We start from the raw sequence: 23,436 nt of genomic DNA on the forward strand, positions 1-23,436 counted from the left end.
AATTTATGGAAACCATTAAATCAAAAAAGGATAAAGTTGCTCAAATAACCAGGAGCATTATCCACGAGCTGTATGCCAACGGCAATCCCAACAAACGAGTGTTGTCAGGTATCCGCCGGGCACCGGTTGTTACTGATCCCGGGGCGCAGGACGTGTGGCCGATGATGTTTGGTAAGCTGGATAAAGGGATGCTTAGCAGAACTGGGAAGCCAACCATCTTTGAAACGGCTATTTATACAACAGTGTATCTATACGCCATCCATCAGCAGAGCCAAGACCAGTTTGTCTTTGGCAGGGCAGGTAATGATGATACCGCTGATGGAGTAACTTTCTGGGCGGCATTAAGTAACTTTAGAAGGGATGAAAACGCCCAAAAAGCTTTAGACCGGCGAGTACAGGCAGTGTTAAAATCAACCAACATTACCAGTGTGATCAACGGGATAACCCATTTGGTAGCCATCTTAAAAGCCGGTTCAACACACCAAAAAATTGATTACGCCCGTTTAGCAAGTGAACTTTATGTTTTCCAAATTGGTTTTAAACAGGCTAGAGAAGTTCAACTTGCTTGGGGGCAACAATATTACCGTTTCATTAAACCAGTTACTACACCCAAAGGAGAAAATGACCATGGCTAACAAAAATTTATATCTTGACCTAAACGTAATTCAAACCGTGCCATCATCTAACATTAACCGAGACGACACAGGTGCTCCCAAAACGGCCATTTATGGTGGGGTAACCCGTGCCAGAGTTTCCTCACAAGCTTGGAAGCAAGCCATACGCCACTCATTTAAAGAATCAGGAGTTAAGCGAGGCAGCCGAACTAGAGAAGCTGCTAAATTACTAACCGAGAAGATTATGGAGCTTGACGCATCTCTTGACCAAGACGCTGCCAATGAAAAGTCGCATCAAATTTTTATCGCAGCCGGAATTACCTTCGATAAGAAAGAAAAAAACAAAACTAGAGCACTTTTGTTTGTTTCTCCCGGTCAGATTGAAAAGCTGGCTCAATTTGCGGTTAGTCATGACGATTTAGATGTATCAAAAAAAAATAAGGCAATGCCAGAAAAGGTTAAAAAAGAATTGAAGCGCGATGTTAAAAAAGCCATTAACAATGAAAACACCTTGGATCTAGCCTTATTTGGCCGGATGGTGGCCGATAATCCTGAGTTAAACGTTGAAGGAACTGCTCAGGTAGCCCACGCAATTTCAACACATGAAATCGTTCCTGAGTTTGATTACTACACTGCTTTGGATGACTTAAAAGGTGATGATACCAACGGGGCTGGGTTCATTGGTACTAGCGAGTTTAATTCCTCGACCTTATATCGCTACGCTAATATAAACGTTAGAGAACTGGCTGGGAACTTGGGAGACGATAACGCCATTACGGGAGCGGCTGATTTTATTAAGAGCTTTATCCTGTCAATGCCAACTGGTAAGGAAAATTCTTATGCTAACAAAACCTTGCCAAACTATGTTTTGATTACGGTGCGAACCGACACCCCCGTCAATTTAGTATCAGCATTTGAAGAACCGGTTCAGTCAAAGGACGGCTACCTTAAAAACTCAGTTAAAAAGTTGGAAGATGAGTACCAGTCAACCTTGAGGTTTGTATTGGATCAACCCATCGAAACTATTGCTTTAAGCGAAAGCAAAACAGAATCAGAAATTGAAAACCAAGCAACTAATTTGCCTGATTTAATTGATCAAGTCACCGAGGTATTGGAAAAGGCGGTGCAGGATGAAAACACTAACGATTAGATTGACGTCTCCCATGCAGTCTTACGGAAATGAGGCCAGCTTTAACCGACGAACCAGCTGGGATTACCCATCGAAAAGTGCGGTTATCGGCATGATTGCCGCAGCAATGGGCTATCAGCGTAATGATAAACGGATTGTTCAGCTTAATAAATTGAACTTTGCAGTTAGAGTTGATCAACCCGGTCAAATTATGACAGATTTTCAAATTGTTGAATGGGATCAAAAAGCTGGAAAACGACAACTAAGTTATCGGGAGTATTTACAGGACGCTGTGTTTATAGTGGCACTTGGCAGTGAGGATGATCAGTTGATTGATAATATTGAATTTGCCTTGAAAAGGCCTTATTTCCCGTTATTTCTTGGTCGCCGCGCAAATGTTCCAGCTGGTGTTTTAAATCTCAAGAGTTTCCCGGATGAAGGCCCAATTGACGTTTTAAAACATTTACAGTGGCAGGCATCAACTTGGTATCAAAAAAGGCTTCGCAGAAAATCCGAGGTTCCCGTAGATATTGTAGCGGATGCTGATTTGTTACATAACGTCAGAACTCTACTCGTTAAAGATCGCGTGAAGTCTTTTGATCAAAGAAACCGACAGTATGGATTTCGAAAAACAGGGGATAAAACGATTGTCTTGACTAATCCTCACGCACAAAAGGCGAATCCAGAAACCGGCCATGACATCTTCGGTGCGGTTTAGAAAGGAGCCAATATGTATTTATCAAGAGTTGAAATTGACATTAATAACCGTCAGAAGACAAAAGAACTGACCCATCTTGGTGCCTACCACAATTGGGTTGAACAAGGTTTTCCTAATGAAATCGCGGATCACAAGCGACTGCGACATCTGTGGCGGATTGATCGTTTGGCAGGGAAAACATACTTGTTAGTATTGAGCCAAGAAGCACCCAATTTGGATCAACTTGGTGCATACGGAGTCGAGAAGACGGCAATGACAAAATCTTATGATCCGTTCTTAGATCAAGTTAAAGAAGGGCAAATCATGCAGTTCAGATTGACCGCAAATCCCACCCATGCAATTAGTCAACCCGGAAAAAATCAGCCAAGGATAGTACCTCATGTCACCGTGAATCAGCAGCGACAATGGCTGGCTGAACGAGCTGCGAAGCTTGGCTTTCAAGTTGTTAAGACGGCTACAGCAGGCTTGATGGATTCTGAGGAGATCGAAAATTTTGATATTGTGAGCCGTGATTGGCCAATCTTGAAAAGGGGTCATCGAACCATTCGTCTAAGTCGGGTAACCTACGAGGGATTACTTCGTGTCGATGATTTAGATACGTTCAAGCAGACCTTGATGAACGGCATTGGCCGTGAGAAGGCATTCGGTATGGGATTGATGACGGTGATCCCAAGAGGTTAATCATGGATAGAAAATTTGGAGCAAAAAAGCCTGAAATTTCTGAGTTAAGCAGGATACGGGATCGAATAACATTCTTATATTTGGAGCATGCCAAGCTCAATCGTCAAGATAGTGCAATCGTTGTGACCGACAATCGAGGAACGGTCTTTGTTCCCGCAGCCATTGTTAGCGTGTTGATGCTAGGGCCTGGCGTTGATGTTACTCATCGGGCTATGGAATTGATTGGCGATTCCGGTTTGGGCGTTGCCTGGGTTGGTGAACAAGGGGTTCGTGAATATGCCCACGGGCGCCCGCTCAACCATTCATCAAAGTTGCTTGAAGCGCAGGCCAGATTGGTTTCGAATCAACGGACCAGAGTGGCAGTAGCACGCAAGATGTATCAAATGCGGTTCCCCGATGAAGATGTGTCAGGATTATCGATGCAAGTATTAAGAGGAAAAGAAGGCAGTCGTGTGCGGCAGGTGTACCGAAGCCAATCACAGAAAAATAACGTGCCATGGTCTCGTCGGGAATATAATCCGGATAATTTTGAGGCCAGCTCCCCAATTAATAAAGCGTTAACCGCAGCTCACCAGGCATTATATGGGTTAAGTTACAGTGTTATTGTGGCAATGGGCACCTCAGCTGGTTTGGGATTTGTCCATACTGGCCATGATTTATCATTTGTGTATGATTTTGCCGATTTGTATAAAGCAGAAATGTCGATTCCAGTGGCTTTTCGAGTTGCTGCAGAATTTGGTGATGATAAAGACATTGGTGCTAGAACTAGACTGGCAATGCGGGATGCTTTCACGGATGGGAAGCTACTTGTCCGCATGGTAACCGATTTGAGAAACTTATTAGGTGTCACTGAAACCAGTATTGGTGCTGGAGTTATCAACCTCTGGGATGACAGGATGGGCTTACAAAAGTTTGGCGTTCAGTATCACGAATTTAAAGGAGATGGCGACTCATGATCGTCATTACTTTGACCAAAGTCCCTCAATCACTTCGGGGTGACTTGACCAAATGGTATCAAGAAGTTCAGACCGGTGTGTACGTTGGGAACGTGAGCGCTCGAATACGAGACTTGTTGTGGGCGCGGGTTCTCAAAGGGATCGGTAATGGCGAAGCAACTATGGTCTATAACGCCAACAATGAGCTGGGTTATCAAATTGAAACAACTAGGACGCAATATGAAGTTGTGGACTTTGATGGGATTCCTTTGATGATGCGTCTGAATTCGTTAAAAACTCCTGTGAAGCATGGATTTAGTAATGCGGCTAAATTTCATAAGGCCAAAGTGATGACACATAAGGTGTCAAATAATTCACGTCATTCTACTGTTCCTCAATTTGTAGCCATTGATATCGAAACAACTGGATTAGATGTTACCAAGAACAGTATTATTTCAATTGGTGCTGCTAAATATCTCGCGAACGATAATGTCGTTGAATTTCAACAGCTTGTTAAAATTGATGAGGCTGTACCCGATAAAATAACGGAGTTGACAGGAATTTCATCAGCAATCCTCTCCGATCAAGGCGTGAGCTTAGAAGCGTCTTTATTAGCTTTACGAGATTTTATAGAAGGACTTCCAGTTGTTGGCTATAATTTACATTTTGATCAATCATTTCTTTCTATGGCTTTTAGCAAGTTAGGGCAAAATGATTTAAATAATCAGATGATTGATTTGATGCCAGTTGTGAAGAAGGCTGATCAATTTCTGGATAATTATCGTTTGGAAACGGTGCTCAGAGAATATCATGTTAACAATTCATCTCCACATCATGCGTTGTCAGATGCGAAAGCGACCTTGGAATTGGCGTTGAAGTTGATAAAAAACGGGCATTTGTCGATTTGAAAATGGCTTTAGGACGCTGTTTGTTTAGTGTATTCCCCACGTATGTGGGGGTGATCCCTTATGGTGGAAATGCAGTTAAAGAATTTCAAGGTATTCCCCACGTATGTGGGGGTGATCCTACAAGGATAGTTGATACTTAGACAATGGTGTAGTATTCCCCACGTATGTGGGGGTGATCCCACTAAAGCAATCACTGTGAAGCTAAATGGAGAGTATTCCCCACGTATGTGGGGGTGATCCTTTCTCGAACGGACTAGCAAAATGTATCAAACGGTATTCCCCACGTATGTGGGGGTGATCCTCATTCTTTATGAGGTATCTGCTGTTCGTTTCCGTATTCCCCACGTATGTGGGGGTGATCCTACCATTACCATAGACATCAGATTGAATGGTGAGTATTCCCCACGTATGTGGGGGTGATCCTCCATTTCAAAGCTGATTTACCAAGCTCGGCTTGTATTCCCCACGTATGTGGGGGTGATCCCAAGTCTTTGAGTTCCTGTTTCTGCGCGTCAGTGTATTCCCCACGTATGTGGGGGTGATCCCCATAGTTAGCGTGTAATTGATTCTTCTCAATTGTATTCCCCACGTATGTGGGGGTGATCCTAACTACAACAATTCCCATGCTTGGATTGTGGTGTATTCCCCACGTATGTAGGGGTAATCCGTCCTTTAGGACTACTTCTCCAGTGACTTCTTTGTATTCCCCACGCATGTGGGGGTCTAAAAACTCTTTCGTGACTTATTTAATATGAACAGGATGTAACCTTTTGCTATTGTAAAAATTGTTTGCACAACACAAATCGATTCATCATACTTAACTTAATAATAACTGATAGGAGAATAAACATGGCAACATCAAAACAAATCTTAGTTGAGAGCTTACAAACATTCGCAAAAGAAGTTGGCGGGAAAGATTCCAGAGGTAATGAATTTTTTGTTACTCGGGCGGCTGTAACTGATGAACTAACGCCTGATGGTAAAAATTATGCCTTCATCTCGTTAATCAGAAACGATCAGCCAGTTAGTGGTCCATATTCTGGTCTATCCATGAAAGTAAACCCGGGTATCAATCACTATCGAATTTCGCTAGATATTGGAAGTGAGGGATTTGGAGATGATTACCAGCTGGCAGCAACACCAGGTACAAGAAGAAGGTTCCTTGAACTGCAGAGCACAATCAATGAGTATGCAAAGGAAAATGGCAAGAAGATTTCATGTTTCTGTGCATTTAATTTTGCTGATGATCAAAAGAAACCTCAACTCAAAAGGCTAGAAGATCAGTTTGTCGACGATGATATTAACTCCCACACCCAAGATTTGTTTGCTGTATATGTTGATAAGCCAACAATTGATGATGGCATAAATGATGATGAGGACTTTTGGAAGATATATAAAGCCATGATTGCCACTTATTCAGAGATTCGCAACTGGCCCAACAAAGGTGAACGAACAACAATTCGCAAATTCAAGAATGCTTTTGAATTAAAGACACCTGCATCCGCGAGCAATTTTGACCAGGTGAAAGCTTTAATGGCATCAAGACACTACGTAGTTCTCCAAGGTGCCCCGGGTGCTGGAAAGACGTATCTGACTTCAAGAATTGCAGAAGACTATGAGCCGGATAATGTCATTTTTACGCAATTCCACGCCGAAACATCATATTCCGAATTTGTTGGCGGATATAAACCTGTAGAGTTAACCACTGGTTTATCTTACGAATATCAAGAAGGTCCGTTGATTCAGGCCATTAGACGGGCTCAAAACAATCCAACCGACAAAGTTTTATTGGTCATTGATGAAATTAATCGGGCTAATCTAAGCAATGTTTTAGGTGAATCATTCTACCTTTTTGAAACTTCAGGAACAAAAAATCGGGCCGACATTGAATTAGGTGAACCTGTTGGTATGGGAGATGATCGAAGAAAATATCTTTCATTGAAGCATTTACCAAATAACCTGTATGTGATTGCCACAATGAATACGGCTGATCGCTCACTTGCTGTTATTGATTTCGCATTAAGACGACGCTTTGCATGGTACACAATGATGTCACGAAAATTAAGTAAGGCTGAACTAACTGACAACGAAATATTTCATTCAGATGAGTTTGACGCTATTCACTCTATTTTTGTGGAATTTGCGACTTCTCAAGAATTGATGATGGAACCAGGGCAGGCGTACTTTATTACCGAGAATAACCAATCGTTGAAAGAGCGAATTAGATATGAACTATTACCGTTAATTCGAGAATACTTGGATAACGGTTACTTAGCCCGTGCTGCAGATGAATTCAACCAGTTCTTCATCGATACGATTGGTGAACCCATTTACTTATAAGGAGGTAATTTATGGGTAAGAATACTCATATTTCAGCCATTGAACTAACAACCTTTTCAGACAAGGAATACGTCTTGCCAAAAAGTATGCGTGGGGATCGTCGGTATCCTAATGAGGATAATGACAAGTTTATTCAACTAAATAAACAGGCTTTTGAATTCTTGAACATCGATGTCTATGGTGAATCCGGGAAAATTCATTTTAAGGCAAATGAGCTGGTTGGTGCTATTCCTATAAGGATGCCAAATGGGGGTGCAGGTACACCAAAAACTGATTTAATCGTGAAACCACGTTATGAATCAACTTTCTCGAGTAATTGGTATGAATGGATGCTGGGTCTAGCCGAATTTTCAAAGTATACTTTGATGTCAGAACGTGATGAATTATTGCCACTTACTAGAATTGAAGGTAGCCCGGCGCCAAAATATTTATTGGCAAAAGAAATTATTTTAAAATTCTTACCAGTTCTGAAAGAACGAGTTTGGCGAAAATTTGATAGTTTGCAAAAAATTGTCGATCGACCAATTGGAAACGTTAATTGGAACAAATATGCCGTTAATACAGTAGATCCTCAGAAACGTTTATTTTTTGATACTAGTATTAACTCTATTTCTGAGAACAATCCCGAATTCAGGGATGCTTTAGCTTATCTTGATGCAGCAATCAGCGAGGTGCACTCCTTCAAAACACCCCTGTCTGTCAGGATCCCATTGCAGTCAACTATTGACCAGATTCAAAATCGGGTGCTTTTTAGTGGAATCAAGGGATTTCAATCACTATGTAATAAGCCCTTCAAAGTATTGCATCAAGAGCCAAAATCATTACGTGAGCTAAAACAAGCTATCAATAATTATATAAGGAATGAGTCTGAACAAAACTTTGCCTGGCGAATTGATTTTTCGAAGCTGTATGAAAGCTATGTTCAGAGAATTATTCAATTGGCATTAGAATCCGTTAAAAATAATGATCGAATTCCTCAACTTAATGTTCCAGGGTATGGAAAGACAGTTACAAAGTTGTTTCCACAATATTTGGAACCAGATATCATCGCAGAATTTGGTGGGCACCACATCATTGTTGATGCGAAGTACAAGTCGTACTTCTTTAAACGTCGACCAGAAACAAGAGAATCACAAAGAGATCGGATGCGTGCAGATATTCATCAGATTATTGCGTACACAAGCTTGGTCAAATCAAAAATTGCAATTTTAGTTGCACCTGTTATGGAACCGGACATTCAGTTTGAATTAGTTCAATATAGTGATATTTACGTTGGGGTCGTTGGACTTCCGTTGCAGTGGGAACGTGCTGGTGAGTATGCTGGGAGGATCCGGGAATTTGTGGAAGATCTTGTAGCAAAAATTGGAGCTTAGATATTTGATAGTATTGGTAAATTTTGAAATGTGATCGTTATCAGTCTGATGGATATTTTTAAGAAGCAAAATGGCATTCAGTTGGTGGGTGTCATTTTTTTACACTGAAATTGGATAACTATATAGTTATTCCACGTGATTTGCTGTATCATTATAAGATGTCAGTCATTTTAGGCACCTTGCTTACTTTTTGTGGGAGACCAATTCTACAAGAACCCGATGTTTCAATTTATGCTATAACTGAATGGTTTTACGCACACTATCTCGCGAGGGTGAATTTAATGTGTATATGTACCGAATGAAAACACTCTGAGGGGAGGTGATTTGTTTGGAGAGTAACAGTCAAAGTCATTCAAGTGGTCATGCCGCATTTTTATCTATTGGATGGGTATCAGCAGTTATTAGTTTATTTGTTCCATTTATCGGCATCTTAGCAATTATTTTTGGTATCTTAGATATTGTTAAAAGTAAATCAAAGACTGCTGGAATTGTACTACTAGTATTTGCCATTATTTTCTTATACCTTGGTTTAACGGGGTTCGGATATGGTTTTACATCATCATATGGTTCATAGTTTCACGATTCAACTATAATTATTTTCCTTTTCCCCGCCGGTGCCAAAGACAGGTTCAACTCCTGCCGGGGAATTATTCATATTTTATTGGAGGGTATATCATGAAAACTAGTAGTATTAAGAAAACCGGAATTGCATTAATTGTTGGATTATCGTTGGGAATTGGGGGGATAACAGTTCCTAGTATAGTTACTAATACACCTAATACCATTGTCGCAAGTGCTTCATCTTCAAAAAGGGCTGCATTGTCTAGTGCGTATTTTTATGCTCGATCTGAACATATGTCCAAGCGGGCAATTTATCACCAATTAATTTCAAAATATGGTGATGGATTTTCAAAACACGCAGCGAGCTATGCTGTTCGTCACCTTCATGGAATTAGTTGGAATCGTAACGCTTTAAAATCTGCCCATTTTTACCGTCATAGCGAACATATGTCCAATAGGGCAATTTATGATCAACTCATATCATCATATGGAGACATGTTTACTCGATCCCAAGCCCGATATGCAGTTCGCCATCTATAAAAATATAGCTAAGCTGTTTATCACTTGTTTTGAACTCGTATTTATTCGTTAGATTCTTGGAGTAATAGTTTTCATTGGATTTATGGTATGTCCAAATGAAATTTATCCATTGCTTATTTTGTACTAAATATAACTGGAAGTATGAAGAATCATCAGATTTTCGAAACTTTGCATCTTTTTGAGAATTCAAATTTGAGCTATTTATTTTTCGAGATTCTCGATGATTCTGATCTGGTATAATGTAAGCGTATTTAAAGGCAAAGTGTTTGATGTGGGAGTTATGATGATCCCATATTAAAGCTACTTTGAAATGGAGGTTTACAATATGGAATACAATCAGCTGATCAAAGAACTAACTGACTTCCGTAATAGTCGTGGCTGGAACCAATATCACACACTACCAGCCTTAGCGCGAGCTGTGGGTATTGAATCGGGAGAGTTAAATGAATTGTTTCTATGGGACATGGAAAACGACCAGAAGTTTTCCGAAAAACAAAAACATGACATGGAGCTTGAACTTGCTGATATATTGACGTACTGCTATTATATGTGTGACAAATTGGGTGTTCAGCCTAATGACATTGTTCAAGAAAAATTAGACATAAACAAAAACCGACATTGGAAATTTGATGAATAAGTTTGAAAGGCGTCTGCCATGAGTGATATTGGGTATCCAGTAATTGAACAAATTAAATATGATCCGCAGGCTACTGGTGAGCTTGAAGATGCTATAAATGGCGATAAGCTTAAACATAAGTTGCTAATGGACTACCCAACGGTGTACGTCATCTATTCACCAATCAAGTCCGGCGGCTATAAAGTTTATGTGGGAGAAACGAATGACATTGAACGCCGAACAGAGCAGCATTTGAACGAGGATCCCAAAGTTAGGGATGATTGGCGTGAGCTTTCGAAATCAAAGGATGCCCAGATGTTTGTGATTGGCCATGACCATTTCAATAAATCGTTGACGCTTGATATCGAAAACCAAATGATGCTTTTTATGCTTGGTGTTCCCAGTGTGAAAAGGCTGAACAATCGCCGTGAAAATGAGCAAAATGAATACTATACTTCAAACGAAAAAGATAAAATTTTTTCCAGAATTTGGCGTAAACTTCGTGGATTTGATAAGGACTTATTCCCCGTTGAAAGTATAATTCGCGACTCTGCGATTTTTAAAGCGTCACCATTCCATAACTTAACAACCGAACAGAAGAATGCCAAGGATATTATTATTGATCGGGTAATTGATGCATTGCTTTCAAAGAAAAAGGGTCAACTGATTTTGGTTGAAGGGGAAGCCGGTTCTGGGAAAACGGTTCTTTTGAGTACGATCTTTTATCTAATCAGTACATTGAAGGATGATGGGAGTCCACTTCGCCAAGGCTTTGACAACTTGAAAAATTATGTTTTGGTTAACCATGATGAGCAGCTGAAGGTATACGAGGACATCATTGATAAACTGAATTTGAACTATAAAAATGATGATGTTGTTAGTAAGCCGACTCATTTTATTAACTCGCATGATGAAAGTGATCCTGCTGATGTTGTATTAGTTGATGAAGCTCACTTGCTGTGGACTCAAGGTAAGCAAGCATATCGAGGCGAGAATCAGCTTGATGACATTTTGAAGCGTGCTAGGATTACTGTCGCAATTTTTGACCGTAACCAGATTTTGAAGACTGAGGAATATTTGGAGCCTCAGCAAATTCAAAATATGGAAGAAAAAGCCATGGAGCAGAATAATCTGATTATGTTGAGTAATCAGCTGCGTATTGATGCCAACAAGGAAACAATTCAATGGATTAGAGACATTACCGATAAAAAAATAATCAAAAAAATCCCCAAAGACAGTAAATATGACTTGAGGATATTTGACGATGCTAAAAATTGTATGAAGCAATACGAGAGAAGGCTTTAGGTGATCAAAAAGCGGGACTTTCTAGAATACTTGCTACTTTTGATTGGAAATATAACAGCAAGAGAAAACCTGATCATGGCGATTATTGGATGGTGACCGCTGGAGATTTGACATTACCGTGGAATCTGCAGCTTAAGCCCAAAGGTGACCGTACATTAAAAAAGCTGGCTTGGGCTGAGCAAGAACAAACTATTGATGAAGTTGGCTCGACATATACTATTCAGGGTTTTGATTTGAATTATTGTGGCGTCATTATTGGCCCATCTGTTAAGTATCGAAATGGCCACGTTATTTTTGATCCGGATGCAAGTGAAAATACTAATGCTATTCGAAATCGAACACTACAAGATGGACAGAAGCGGAAAGTCGCCAGTCAGCTGCTTCCTAATGAGTTGAATGTTTTGCTTACTCGTGGAGTTAATGGGCTTTATATTTATGCTGTGGATGATGAGTTGAGGAATGTATTGTTAAGATCGGTTAATTGATTTTACAGCGTTGCTCTGATGCAGATATGACAAATAACTTTCTATAAGTGGTGAATCAACGGGTTAAGCCATAAATAATTTTTTAATCATAGTAGTGCACTGGAATTCATTCTTCTAGTGGACTACTATTTGGTTTGATCATAGAAATAATTAATGACACCTATTAACAAAATTAATGATAAGCGTAAAATATGCAATGAATTTCATGAATTTTATGATCAAATTGCACACAATATTTGAATATTTATATAAATGTTCAAGACCATATATACACTGATAAATCAACGTTGTAATCGCTTACATCAGATGATAAAGTATTGTTGTACGGTGAATTACGCTGCTTCATAACCAGGAATGTGATTTAGTTCACAAAAATATGTTTAGGAGATGTTGTTAGTATGGATAAGCAAAGACAAATTGATATTCTTTCGAATCTGATTTCAATTCAGTCAGTGAATGATAATGAATCGATGGTGGCTGATTACATTTCTTCGTTGTTTGAGCCTTACAAAAATGAAGGTGTCAAGATTGAGCACGTTACCTATGCACCAAAACGGGATAGTTTGGTTGTAACCATTGGAGAGGGCAAAAGAACGCTTGGCTTCTCGGGACATGAAGATGTTGTTGATGCGGGCGACTTGGAAGCTTGGAACAGTGATCCATTTACAGCAACTATCCGCGATGGAAAATTGTATGGACGTGGTGCAACTGATATGAAGAGCGGTTTGGCAGCTGTTATTATTGCCATGTTGGACATGCTGGACACTGATTCCGTGCCTGGCAAGATTAAGCTACTGGCGACAGTCGGTGAAGAAACGGGTGAATACGGTGCAGCTCAGCTGACTAAAGAAGGCTATGTTGACGGTCTTAATGGATTAATGATTGCCGAACCAGGTAATACGATGAGTGAGGTTGGTTTTACCTCTAAAGGTGTTATTGACTATATTGTAACTTCAATTGGAAAAGGGGCTCATAGTTCTCAACCAGAAAAAGGAATCAACGCGATTGACCATTTAATCGATTTTGCTAACGAAGTGAAACCATTGATGGCAAAGTTCGACAAAGTTGATCCAGTATTGGGAAAGCTAACGCATGTCCAAAGCTTGTTTAACGGTGGAGAGCAAATCAATAGCGTTCCAGCAAAGGCGGTTATGAAGGGAAATATTAGGACAATTCCTGAATATCCTAATCAAGTTGTTTTTGATGCCCTTAATAGTTTAGTAAAAAGACTAAATGAGAAACCTGGTTATGATTTATCTCTCGAATATAGTTTCCCAGAAGAAGCAATGCCTGGGGATGCTAATTCACCATTTATTAAGTTAATTAAAAAGGTTCATGATGAAATGTTTGACAAGCCGCTGGTTGCCAATGGACAGACAGGAGCGAGTGATGGTTCTGAATTTTTGCATGCAAAAGGTGACTTTAGTATTGCATTGCTAGGCCCTGGTAATGATACTTCACATCAAAGCAATGAATATGTCGATGTGGATGTGTATCATAAATCTGTAGAATTTTATAAGCAGTTAGCCCAAGAATTCTTTAATTAGTTTGGAGGGGAAATCAATGAATAATCCGGAACCAATTAAGAAGCATCGTTTTAAGATGCCTTCGGCGTTTACAATTCTTTTTGGAATTATTATTTTTATTGCCGTTATGACATGGGTCATTCCTGCAGGAACATATAATACAACGGCGGATGGCACGTTGATTAGTGGGACTTATCATACGGTTGCTAGCCACACTCAAGGCCTTTGGGACGTCCTGATGGCTCCAATTATTGGGATGATTGGAAACAAAGCCACCACTGGCGCAATTGAAATATCGATTTTTATTCTGGTAATCGGTGGGTTCCTAGGTGTTGTCAATAAAACAGGAGCATTGGATGATGGTATTCGTGCCATTGTTCATCGTTATACCGGTCATGAAAAACGGTTAATTATTATCTTGATGATTTTATTTTCTGCTGGTGGATCCACATATGGTATGGGCGAAGAAACAATGGCATTTTTTCCTTTGCTCATTCCGATTATGATGGGTGTTGGGTATGACTCATTAGTTGCTGTAGGAATTATTTTGTTGAGCACTCGTGTGGGTGATCTAGCATCAACCGTTAACCCGTTTGCAACTGGTGTTGCGTCAGGAATTATCAAAATTTCACCAGGTGTCGGCCTTTTTTCACGAGTTATTTTGTTAGTTATCGTAACTGCCATGGCTATCTGGTTTGTCATCCATTATGCAGAAAAAGTTAAGAAGGATCCAACCAAGTCACTTGTTTACAACCAGCGACAGGAGGATATGAAACGATTCTCTGTTGAGGATCGGACTAGTGCTGCACAGCCATTGAGCAAATCTCAAAAACATGTCTTATGGTTATTTTGTCTAACTTTCGTGATCATGATCGTTGGGCTAATTCCTTGGACAAGCATTAACAAGAGTTGGACATTTTTTAATACTTTCAATGGCTGGATAACCAGCAATGCATTTTTAGGAACTGTGCTTGGTAAAGATATTGTTCCATTAGGAAATTGGTATTTCAACGAAATTACCTTGCTATTTTTGCTGATGTCAATTGTAATCATGTTTGTAAGCCACATGAAAGAGGCTGATTTCATTAGTGCGTTTATGAATGGGATGGCTGAGTTGCTTAATGTTGCAATTATTGTTGCTGTTGCCCGTGGAATTCAGGCTATTATGAACAGCGGAATGATTACAGGAACGATTCTTCATTGGGGTGAAAGTGGACTGAGCGGATTACCAAAACCAGTTTTTGCAATCTTAGCATTTGCCTTTTTCTGTGTTCTCTCCTTACTTATTCCATCTAGTTCTGGATTAGCAGCTGCCACAATGGGGATTATGGGATCCTTAGCAGCCTTTTCTCACGTTGATGGAAGTGTGATGGTATCGGCTTTCCAAGCTGCCTCAGGTCTAATCACAGCGATTACTCCAACCTCTGCAATTCTAATGGGCGCACTTGCGCTTTCGCATGTTAGCTTGGCGGTTTGGTGGAAATGGACATCGAAACTGATTATTTCATTGTTTGCAGTTACCTGTGGTTTCTTGGCAATTGTTGCTGTTATGTAGGATGTTTGATTCAAAAGGTACACAAATTGTTGTAGAAAAACATAATCTCCGTGAGTTAATGCCGATGGCATGAATTCACGGAGATTATGTTAATTCTACGATTATTTTTTACTCATTCACATCAATAACTACCTTAACCATAGTTTTGTCTGTATTAGCTCGATCAAATGCTTCTCGACTTTGTTCGAGTGGATAATGAACCGAAACAATTTCAGGAAATGGATTGTCCGTATGTTTGATGTTACTGATTGCTTCTTTGATATCGATAGGGGTGTAAATAGCCGACCCGATTAAACTAATTTCGTTCATTGCTAAGAATTGCGGTTTGAAGGTTACGGGTTGATCCCCGAGAGCAACAACGATAAATTTTGCGCCAAATTTGCCAAAAGTAATAACGTCGTTGATAAATGTGGGAATGCCGACACAATCAATATAGACATCAACACCAACACGCTGATCGCCCATGAGACCTTTTCCAGAACCAAACAATGAGATTAAATTGTCATGAAGATTTGTATCGGAGGAATTAATAGTTTTAGCTCCTAGGTTAGCTGCAAATTGAAGCCTTTTATCATCGATATCAACTACAACTACATCTGTGATGCCTTGCATTAATAATCCAGATGCAGCAGCAAGACCCACAGGCCCAGCACCAAAAATGCAGTAACTCATGGTTTTATCCGGATGTGCCAAGTTTTTGCCGTGGATTCCGACAGAATAGGGTTCAATGACAACCGCTCGATCAAAAGGTAGATCTTTTGGAAGTTCAAACACATTTTTATTTATTGTAGCATTTTCAATTAAATTATATTGGGAAAGACCACCTGCCATTGCCAACATTCCGGGATTCTTTTTGGCAATACTTGGATTTATGAAGACATGATCGTCAGGTTTAATATTTATAACGTTTTTTCCGACTGTTGTTACGATTCCTACAAATTCATGACCAATTGCTGCACCTGGATATACACCAATTTCATCGCCACCCAAATTATAAGCATGCAAATCTGAGCCACAAATGCCGTTACGCATAACTTTCACAACAATATCATTATCTGTTGGCTCTGGCATAGGTAGTTCTTCAACTTCAATATCATGAATACCTTTGTAAATGACACCCTTCACATTGATCACTCCTTCACATATTATAAACTCATTATAGACCATTTATTTACAGTGGTGGTGGCATCTGAACGATAAATGGCCGAACATTAAAATAATTCTCATTCAAGTATTGACATTCTCATAATTAAGCTTGTATACTAGCTTCAATCATTTTTACATAACAATCAATGAATTGATGGAGTATTTGTCAGCGAAATTTTAAGAGAGCATCCATGATGGGACGATGCATTTTCCTGATCAGAAAAAGATTAATTTGGATAAGCTTTTTTCGAGAAGCTTAGGTTTGACATCCGTTAGTAATGTCTGAGTATAGTATTTTTGTACTCAATAAGTTGGCTCATGTGAATGCGTCAAAAATCAAGGTGGTAACACGCGTAGGCGTCCTTTCAGTATTTATGAAAGGACGCCTTTTTTATATTGTGAGGAGGTACAAAATTGGCTAACAAGCAAGCAAACATAACAGTTTTACAAGGTGATTATATTGGTCCTGAAATTATGAAAGCGGGTCTAGCGGTTCTTAAAGCAGTTAGTAGTGAAGGATTCAATTATCAATTGAATTTTGCCCCATTTGGTGGTGAAGCAATTGATCAGTTTGGCGCACCGCTACCTGATTCAACTTTAGATGCCGCTAGCTCAGCGGATGCAATTTTACTTGCTGCAGTTGGTGGGCCCAAGTGGGATGATAACCCTGAACGTCCCGAGAATGGCTTATTACAATTACGGAAGAAATTAAATCTGTTTGCAAACATTAGACCAACGGAAATAACGGCTGATGCGATGAAATATTCCCCCTTAAAAATTTATCAGCCTGTTGATTTTGTTATTGTCCGGGAATTAACCAGTGGAATTTATTTTGGAAAGCCCCGAGAACTGGCTAATGATGGTGCTTTTGATACGATGCGATACACCCGTTCAGAAATTGAAAGGGTCGCAAAGATTGCGTTTGACATGGCAGTACAAAGACGACAGCATGTCACATTAGTGGATAAGTCAAATGTATTAGCAACAAGTAAGCTTTGGGAAAAGGTCTTTCATGAAGTTGCCAGAGGATATCCTAATGTTGAGGTTGACCGTTTATATGTCGATGCAGCTGCAATGAAACTGATTAGTGTTCCCAATCAATTTGACGTGATTCTTACAGAAAATTTGTTCGGCGATATTTTAAGTGATGAGGCAGCTGAGATAACGGGGTCTCTTGGAACAATCCCCTCCATGAGCAAAGGTGCTGGAGGACCGGTTCTATACGAGCCAATTCATGGCTCCGCACCTGACATTGCAGGGAAGGGGATTGCTGACCCATTATCTATGATTAGGTGTGTTGCAATGATGTTAAAGTACTCCTTTAACCGATCCGACTTATCACAACAAATACTAGATTCTGTTGATGCTGTTGCAAGTCAAGGGATCAATACACCAGATCGAGGAGGTGATTCTAGTACGCAACAAGTAACAAATAAGATTATTGACCGGCTTCAGAAAAATACGAAATATTCTAGATATATCAAAAATAAATAAGGATGGTATTGCTTATGGAACAACAAATGGAAGTTCAAGAACGAATTGATAAAACAAAGGAATCACCACTGTTTTACAAAATATTTGCGCTTGTAGCCGGAGGCATGTTTCTAGATGCCTGTGATGTTTTCCTTGCCAGTGCAGTAGCAACAACAATTTTAAAGAGTCAATGGGCTACTTTGTCACAAGAATCATATTTTCTTTCTAGCGGCTTTTTAGGGTTATTTATTGGATCAATTCTTGCTGGGTTTATTGGGGACTTTAAGGGACGAAAGGTAGCCTACCAATTTAACTTGCTATTATTCAGTGTATTTACATTTTTAGCAGCATTTGCTCCTAATATGGCTTTTTTGATCATTTGTAGGTTGGTTGCTGCAATCGGATTGGGATCTGAAATTGTCACTGGCTATGCAATGATCAACGAATTTGCACCAGTTCAAACTCGTGGCAGATGGTGTGCAATTACCGCATTGGTTGCAAATGCAGGTGCACCAGTAACCTTAGTCACGGCGTCAATTATCATTCCTCGTTTTGGCTGGCGTGTTCTATTCATTGGTGTTGGAATTGTCGCCGGTGTTCTATGGTATCTCAGAAGAGATATTCCAGAATCTCCCCGTTGGTTAATTGCACATGGACGAATGCAGGAAGCGAACAAAACCATTGAAAAGCTTGAAGTTAATGGTGTTCGAGAAGATACAGATTCTTTTGCGCCGAAACAAGTGATCCATCGTCATTCATTTGGAGTCAGCCTGTTTGTCGCAGTAGTAGCTGTTTCAGCAGTGATTGTTTGTCAGTTTACTTTTACTTCATGGGTTCCTACACTATTGAGTCAACGTGGTTTGAATATTTCAAACTCCCTTTGGACAACGGCATTTATTGAAATTGGTGCTCCGGTGGGATGTGGTGTTGGTGCCATACTTGTCGATCGAATTGGACGCAAAAAAACAATTATTCCAGCATTTTTTATGACCGCTGTATTTGGTTTCCTATATGCTCAACAAAGTACTATGACTGGTGTTATCACGGTTGGATTTATGCTTGAAGTTTGTTTCTATATTTTGATGGCGGCTGTGGTCGCAGTGTATACTTCAGAACTTTTTGAAACAAAGGTTAGGGTTCGAGGCGCTGGGATTGCTAACGGAGTTGCAAAACTATTTACGGTTGCGATGCCAATTGTCGTGGCTTGGATGTTAAAAGTCTCATCTCCTAGTGTCATATTCATCACAATTTCTGGAATTGCATTGTTTGCTGGGATTGTTGTTTGGGTATTTGGCGATGAAACCAATCAGAAGAATATAGGCTAATATTCTCATTGTGGCCAAGCTAAATTAACGTCAGAAATAAAATAATTTCCTGCTGTAGGATAGATCGTTAGAATCAAATTTAAAGTGTAAGGCATTATCTCCGGGTGTAATTGGGGATGGTGTCTGCTTTTTTTGCTCAAATCTCCTGCTTGGTTGGATCAAATTTCTAAGGATTACAGTTTGTTGTCGTCTAAAGTTTGATTGTTAGATATAATGAACGAACAGAGTATGTATCTGCTGCTAAATTCCATAAACATGAAACTTAGGAGGAAAATATGAACTTTTTTGATTTGCTCAATAAATTCAAGCATGGGGACAGTGCTACTAAAAACAAATTTCCAGAGAGGCAAGACCATAACATATCACCGGTTTCAGCTGTCTCAATGCAAAAACGATTGGAAAGGTTATACAAAAACAAAGGTTATAAAGCAATTCCCAAAGTTCCCAGCGAAAAAGAAGCTGAAAGAATTTTAACTACATATCGAAATTTTCCTGCTTCCATAGTGCCAAAAGAGTATATGGATCCAATAAATTTTAATGGTCAATCTTTGCTTCGGGGTGAGATATTGGTGCTGTGGTGGACAACCAGTAGGAAGAATATTTCAAATCCTCCTCAATATTTCCTATATCAATATGGTGTAAATTATTATGAATCCATTTCCAAGTTACACTCATTAAACTTGATAACTTCGGATAATAAACTCACAGAACTAGGCAAAGGTTTAATAGATAAATCCGCAAAGATTATTTGGCAACACAAAGCTGAAAAGGCAATCGAGGCGGATGGTACAGTGAAGTACTCATCAAGTCATGGGGTTAGCGGTAAGCTCCTAGTTGTTCCCAAAGCGAAATATCCAAAAAGTTCACGCAAAGATTATCTAGATAACTACTTCTATAAATCTAATCAACGGATTCAGTACCTTTGGAATGCCAAGCAGTATGAATTGTGCAAAAAAGAGGCGATGGAACAAATTTCTCAAGGAAATAAGTATCCCATAATCTACAATATTTTAGCAATGATGTATAGAGAGCAAAAAAGGTACCAAGATGAAATCGATATTATGAAAAAAGGTATCGATGCTCAAATCAGTATTCATAACCCAGGTGTGGCAATTCGAGATTTTAGGAAACGGATTGAGAGAGCTGAAGAACTCAAAAGTAAAAAGGTTAGATAATTTTCCTGGATCGACTTGGAAGTGTCAGCTTTTTTGGAATATTTGAAGATAGTGACGATTTCGATGAAAAATAACTACTGATCTCGTGAACATCAGCATCCAAACACACATGACATGCCTCCATCAAAGGATTATAATTATTAAGTTATACTAATAATGATTATCTTCTGAGGAGATGTTGTTCGTGGGACCAAACACTTCAAATGGTGAGGATGGGTTGCAGTTTTGCCCCAACTGTGGTCAACGGGTTACTGACAATGATGACTTCTGTCCTAACTGTGGATACAATTTACAGAAGTATCGTCAAGAGAATGAAACGCCAGTGCCAAATCAACCGGTACATGCCACAAATCCACAAAAGCCAGCAAGCCAGACGAAAAAGAAAGTTAGAACCAAACAGCAAAAACGCCACAGACGCAGAACACTTTTGGCCGTTTTTGTGGTTATCTTGGCTATTGGCGGCATTACATATGGTGAGTACTATTATTCCAAAGCTAGCACGTTAAAGCGAGCGGTTGCAGCGGTGAAAAACAATCAAAGTGACTTACATGATTATTTTTACACCAGCGATCCGAACCTTAAGCTGACAAATGGCAATCTCCAGCCACTCACAAAATATTTCAATCAGAATCCTGACAAACTCCTATCGTTTAAGACCCAACTAACTGGATTGGGAACCTTTGACAATCGGCATCTTAGTTATCAAAAGAATGGCCAGAAGTTCCTTATTTTTCCTAATTGGAAGATTAAAGTGAAGCCTGTGTACGTTACTTTAACCGTCAACAAGAAAAATGCCCAGATTAAAGAGAATACCACAAAAATTGCGGTTTCCAACACGCCTCATTATTCAAAGAAAATTGGGCCGTTGGTACCAGGCAGCTACCAGCTTGCCAGTTCAGCCAATCTTGATGGTCATAAGCTGACCAATAGCAATACCTATCATTTAAACAGCAATCAAATCATCCCATTAACTCTCAAGACAGTTTCGTTTGATGTCAGTGGCCCAGCAGGTACCCACGTTGAAATTAACTCAAAGGATCAAGGTAAAATTGGAGATAGTGGTGTGATGGCCTTCAAGGATTTCCCCTGGACTCAGGAGATGAAAGTTCAAGGGATCTACCAGAATGGCAAGAAATCGATTTCTTCAGAACCACGGGTTATCAGCAGCTCAAATGGTAATCATGACATCTCTTTAGTGTTTAAGGGTTTGGTCAGTGATGATGACGCCGACACGTTATTTGATAATTTGTCCGAAGCTATGACCAGTTACAGCGACAGCGGGGACCTTGATGATGCAACCGATGATGATGGGGATAACATGTCTTCTTTCTTCGTCGATGGAGATTCCAGTCCGTATTTTGGTCAATTTAGGCACATGGGCAAGAGCTACTATGAAAATGATGACTTGGATGGGATTAAAGTGTCCGCAACTGTTGATTCAATCAAGCTTGATTCGGAAAATAGTAGTGACGTAACATACGACATGAAGTATGAATTTGACACCGGCGGTCACTACCACATTCAGGTATTTCGATATACAGCTAATGTCGTTAAGAATGACGATAATGATAATCCTGTTGAAATTCAATCGATTTCCAACCAGTATCAGAAGATTAGTGATTACGACAAAGCTTATTGAGGAAAGCTGCATTGATTAGCAAATTTAATCAATGCGGCTTTTATGCTGCAACGATATTGTTGGTTGTAGATTTTATGTATTACTGATAATCGTTTTTTCCTAGCTTATGGACTAACATCTTCCATCCCATTTTGCGAAAATACAATCTAGCAAGAGTTATAAAACCTGCTTAACATTACATAACAATAGGGATATAGTTATAAGGTGAGTGTTTTGTTATACCTACATTAACTAACAAATTATTAGTAAGGGGAGTATTATTCATGAAGATTGCGAAGTTATTGGCTATTGCCGCTGTTTCACTTGTAACGGGTGTGGCAGTTACGAATGCACCTGGGGTTGTACATACGAGTTATGCTGCTGTTAAGAGGATTCATGGATATAAGATTATGAAGCCCAAACTTTATTTTAAGTATTCTACGGTTAATCAGGATGCAAATTTTGATCCTTATAAGGGAGTTACCTACACCTCATCTAGACGTGATAAGGTTTATGGTACTGTGAAAAATTATGTTGATACCAGCAAACCCGGTAAGTATTTTGTGGTTTACCATATTAAAGACAAAGCTGGCTACAATTTCAAAGTTAAGCATGTGATAACCGTTCGTCCAGTCAACTTGACGGACATATATAATCCAAATCATAATTCAGATGATACCTACGATGTTTCAAACATTGGGGATAAGATCAACTTAAGACCTCGATATAATGTGAACACAACGGCATCAGAAACTACTTGGGAAAGCTCAAATCCATCTGTAGCAGACGTTTCATCGGATGGGGTTGTGACTGCTAAATCAGATGGAATCGCTGTGGTTTCCGCAACCTTACACGATAAGACGATTAATACGCCGGTATTGGTTACAGAAAGTCCTCAATTGAAACTAACAAATTCAGATGACCTTCTGACGATTGCATATGACAATTCCTATCTGGCATACAAGACTAAAAACGATTTGAAACAATACCCATATGGTGTCTGGGTAACTGACGGCGTGAAGTTTGGCTACACTGACGGAATTGATGATGAGTCGACAAATCCAAACCACCGAGATGAAATCTCTTCAGAAAATGGTGGTATTTTCACACCACCTTTTGGCGGGGACTTTTATCATGATGGTGACACAATGGTCTTGATAACCAAAGATGAATTTGGCCAATCACACCAATATGTTGGCCAGTATAAAGAAATGGAAAATAACTAGAATAATTGATAAACAATAATCCTCATGAATTACCTGTTCCTAGGTTAATTCATGAGGATTATTTACGTCTTTGACATAGATGTCCATTTCAAAAAATCATCGGATAAATATAACGATAATAATAATTCTGAGCGACATGGTGCCATTCTCTTTGCGACTAATGTTACAATTCTGGTGAAGCATTAGG

19 protein-coding genes, 1 pseudogene and 1 CRISPR repeat array are annotated in these 23,436 nt (G+C 39.6%); of the genes and pseudogenes, 19 read left to right on the plus strand and 1 reads right to left on the minus strand.

All coding sequences use genetic code 11. The features are described 5' to 3' along the window. The first annotated feature begins 5 nt into the window (after nt 1-5). The 14 genes and pseudogenes from casB to FD05_RS00770 all read left to right on the plus strand — a co-directional run bounded on the left by casB (nt 6) and on the right by FD05_RS00770 (nt 15,286). Nucleotides 6-635, plus strand: a complete 630-nt coding sequence (gene casB, locus FD05_RS00700) for a type I-E CRISPR-associated protein Cse2/CasB (protein ID WP_020281497.1) — start codon at nt 6-8, stop codon at nt 633-635. Further along, nucleotides 628-1,764 carry a type I-E CRISPR-associated protein Cas7/Cse4/CasC gene (gene cas7e, locus FD05_RS00705; RefSeq protein ID WP_056938579.1) on the plus strand — a complete coding sequence of 379 codons (1,137 nt, stop codon included), beginning with the start codon at nt 628-630 and terminating at the stop codon, nt 1,762-1,764. Before casB ends, cas7e begins: the two co-directional genes overlap by 8 nt. Beyond that, nucleotides 1,745-2,461, plus strand: a complete 717-nt coding sequence (gene cas5e / locus FD05_RS00710; protein WP_039933036.1) for a type I-E CRISPR-associated protein Cas5/CasD — start codon at nt 1,745-1,747, stop codon at nt 2,459-2,461. The genes cas7e and cas5e overlap by 20 nt, the downstream gene beginning before the upstream one ends. Before the next feature lie 12 nt (nt 2,462-2,473). Further along, nucleotides 2,474-3,142, plus strand: a complete 669-nt coding sequence (gene cas6e / locus FD05_RS00715; RefSeq protein WP_020281501.1) for a type I-E CRISPR-associated protein Cas6/Cse3/CasE — start codon at nt 2,474-2,476, stop codon at nt 3,140-3,142. Nucleotides 3,143-3,144: 2 nt separating this feature from the next. After that, entirely contained in the window at nt 3,145-4,098 is a 954-nt protein-coding gene (gene cas1e / locus FD05_RS00720; RefSeq protein ID WP_039933039.1) for a type I-E CRISPR-associated endonuclease Cas1e, read from the plus strand. Then, nucleotides 4,095-4,985, plus strand: coding sequence for a type I-E CRISPR-associated endoribonuclease Cas2e (cas2e, locus tag FD05_RS00725; protein ID WP_020281503.1), 891 nt, complete (start codon nt 4,095-4,097; stop codon nt 4,983-4,985). The genes cas1e and cas2e overlap by 4 nt, the downstream gene beginning before the upstream one ends. Before the next feature lie 29 nt (nt 4,986-5,014). Then, nucleotides 5,015-5,652: direct repeats of the CRISPR family, unit length 28 nt; unit sequence GTATTCCCCACGTATGTGGGGGTGATCC. A gap of 182 nt (nt 5,653-5,834) precedes the next feature. Next, nucleotides 5,835-7,325, plus strand: coding sequence for an McrB family protein (locus FD05_RS00730; protein ID WP_020281504.1), 1,491 nt, complete (start codon nt 5,835-5,837; stop codon nt 7,323-7,325). Nucleotides 7,326-7,336: 11 nt separating this feature from the next. Then, entirely contained in the window at nt 7,337-8,698 is a 1,362-nt protein-coding gene (locus FD05_RS00735) for a 5-methylcytosine restriction system specificity protein McrC (RefSeq protein ID WP_020281505.1), read from the plus strand. A gap of 319 nt (nt 8,699-9,017) precedes the next feature. After that, nucleotides 9,018-9,272: a hypothetical protein gene (locus FD05_RS00740; protein WP_223602437.1), complete on the plus strand. Its 255-nt coding sequence runs from the start codon at nt 9,018-9,020 to the stop codon at nt 9,270-9,272. A gap of 101 nt (nt 9,273-9,373) precedes the next feature. Beyond that, a complete protein-coding gene (locus FD05_RS00745) occupies nt 9,374-9,799 on the plus strand; it encodes an Ltp family lipoprotein (protein ID WP_020281507.1) in 426 nt (141 codons plus the stop codon). 325 nt (nt 9,800-10,124) lie between these two features. Beyond that, a complete protein-coding gene (locus FD05_RS00750) occupies nt 10,125-10,436 on the plus strand; it encodes a nucleotide pyrophosphohydrolase (protein WP_020281508.1) in 312 nt (103 codons plus the stop codon). Between the two features lie 18 nt (nt 10,437-10,454). Then, nucleotides 10,455-12,205 (plus strand): annotated as a pseudogene (locus FD05_RS00755) (DUF2075 domain-containing protein). 398 nt (nt 12,206-12,603) lie between these two features. Then, nucleotides 12,604-13,752, plus strand: coding sequence for an ArgE/DapE family deacylase (locus FD05_RS00765; RefSeq protein ID WP_020281511.1), 1,149 nt, complete (start codon nt 12,604-12,606; stop codon nt 13,750-13,752). A 16-nt stretch (nt 13,753-13,768) separates the two neighbouring features. Beyond that, nucleotides 13,769-15,286: a YfcC family protein gene (locus tag FD05_RS00770; RefSeq protein WP_020281512.1), complete on the plus strand. Its 1,518-nt coding sequence runs from the start codon at nt 13,769-13,771 to the stop codon at nt 15,284-15,286. A gap of 108 nt (nt 15,287-15,394) precedes the next feature. On the opposite strand, the gene FD05_RS00775 is transcribed toward FD05_RS00770, so the two are convergent. Further along, a complete protein-coding gene (locus FD05_RS00775) occupies nt 15,395-16,411 on the minus strand; it encodes a zinc-dependent alcohol dehydrogenase (RefSeq protein ID WP_020281513.1) in 1,017 nt (338 codons plus the stop codon). A gap of 435 nt (nt 16,412-16,846) precedes the next feature. Between FD05_RS00775 and leuB the strand changes: the two genes are divergently transcribed. From leuB to FD05_RS00800, 5 genes are all read left to right on the plus strand, one after another. Continuing rightward, nucleotides 16,847-17,926: a 3-isopropylmalate dehydrogenase gene (gene leuB, locus FD05_RS00780; RefSeq protein WP_020281514.1), complete on the plus strand. Its 1,080-nt coding sequence runs from the start codon at nt 16,847-16,849 to the stop codon at nt 17,924-17,926. Nucleotides 17,927-17,940: 14 nt separating this feature from the next. After that, entirely contained in the window at nt 17,941-19,230 is a 1,290-nt protein-coding gene (locus FD05_RS00785; RefSeq protein ID WP_020281515.1) for an MFS transporter, read from the plus strand. Nucleotides 19,231-19,505: 275 nt separating this feature from the next. Further along, nucleotides 19,506-20,405 carry a hypothetical protein gene (locus tag FD05_RS00790; protein ID WP_020281516.1) on the plus strand — a complete coding sequence of 300 codons (900 nt, stop codon included), beginning with the start codon at nt 19,506-19,508 and terminating at the stop codon, nt 20,403-20,405. 175 nt (nt 20,406-20,580) lie between these two features. Continuing rightward, complete coding sequence (locus FD05_RS00795; protein WP_039933044.1) at nt 20,581-22,044, plus strand: zinc ribbon domain-containing protein; 1,464 nt, start codon at nt 20,581-20,583, stop codon at nt 22,042-22,044. Nucleotides 22,045-22,307: 263 nt separating this feature from the next. Next, on the plus strand, nt 22,308-23,249 hold the full coding sequence (locus FD05_RS00800) for an Ig-like domain-containing protein (RefSeq protein WP_020281518.1): 942 nt from the start codon (nt 22,308-22,310) through the stop codon (nt 23,247-23,249). Nucleotides 23,250-23,436 lie beyond the last annotated feature (187 nt).

It is taken from the genome of Lentilactobacillus otakiensis DSM 19908 = JCM 15040 (genome assembly GCF_001434145.1).
Classification (GTDB): Bacteria; Bacillota; Bacilli; order Lactobacillales; family Lactobacillaceae; genus Lentilactobacillus; species Lentilactobacillus otakiensis.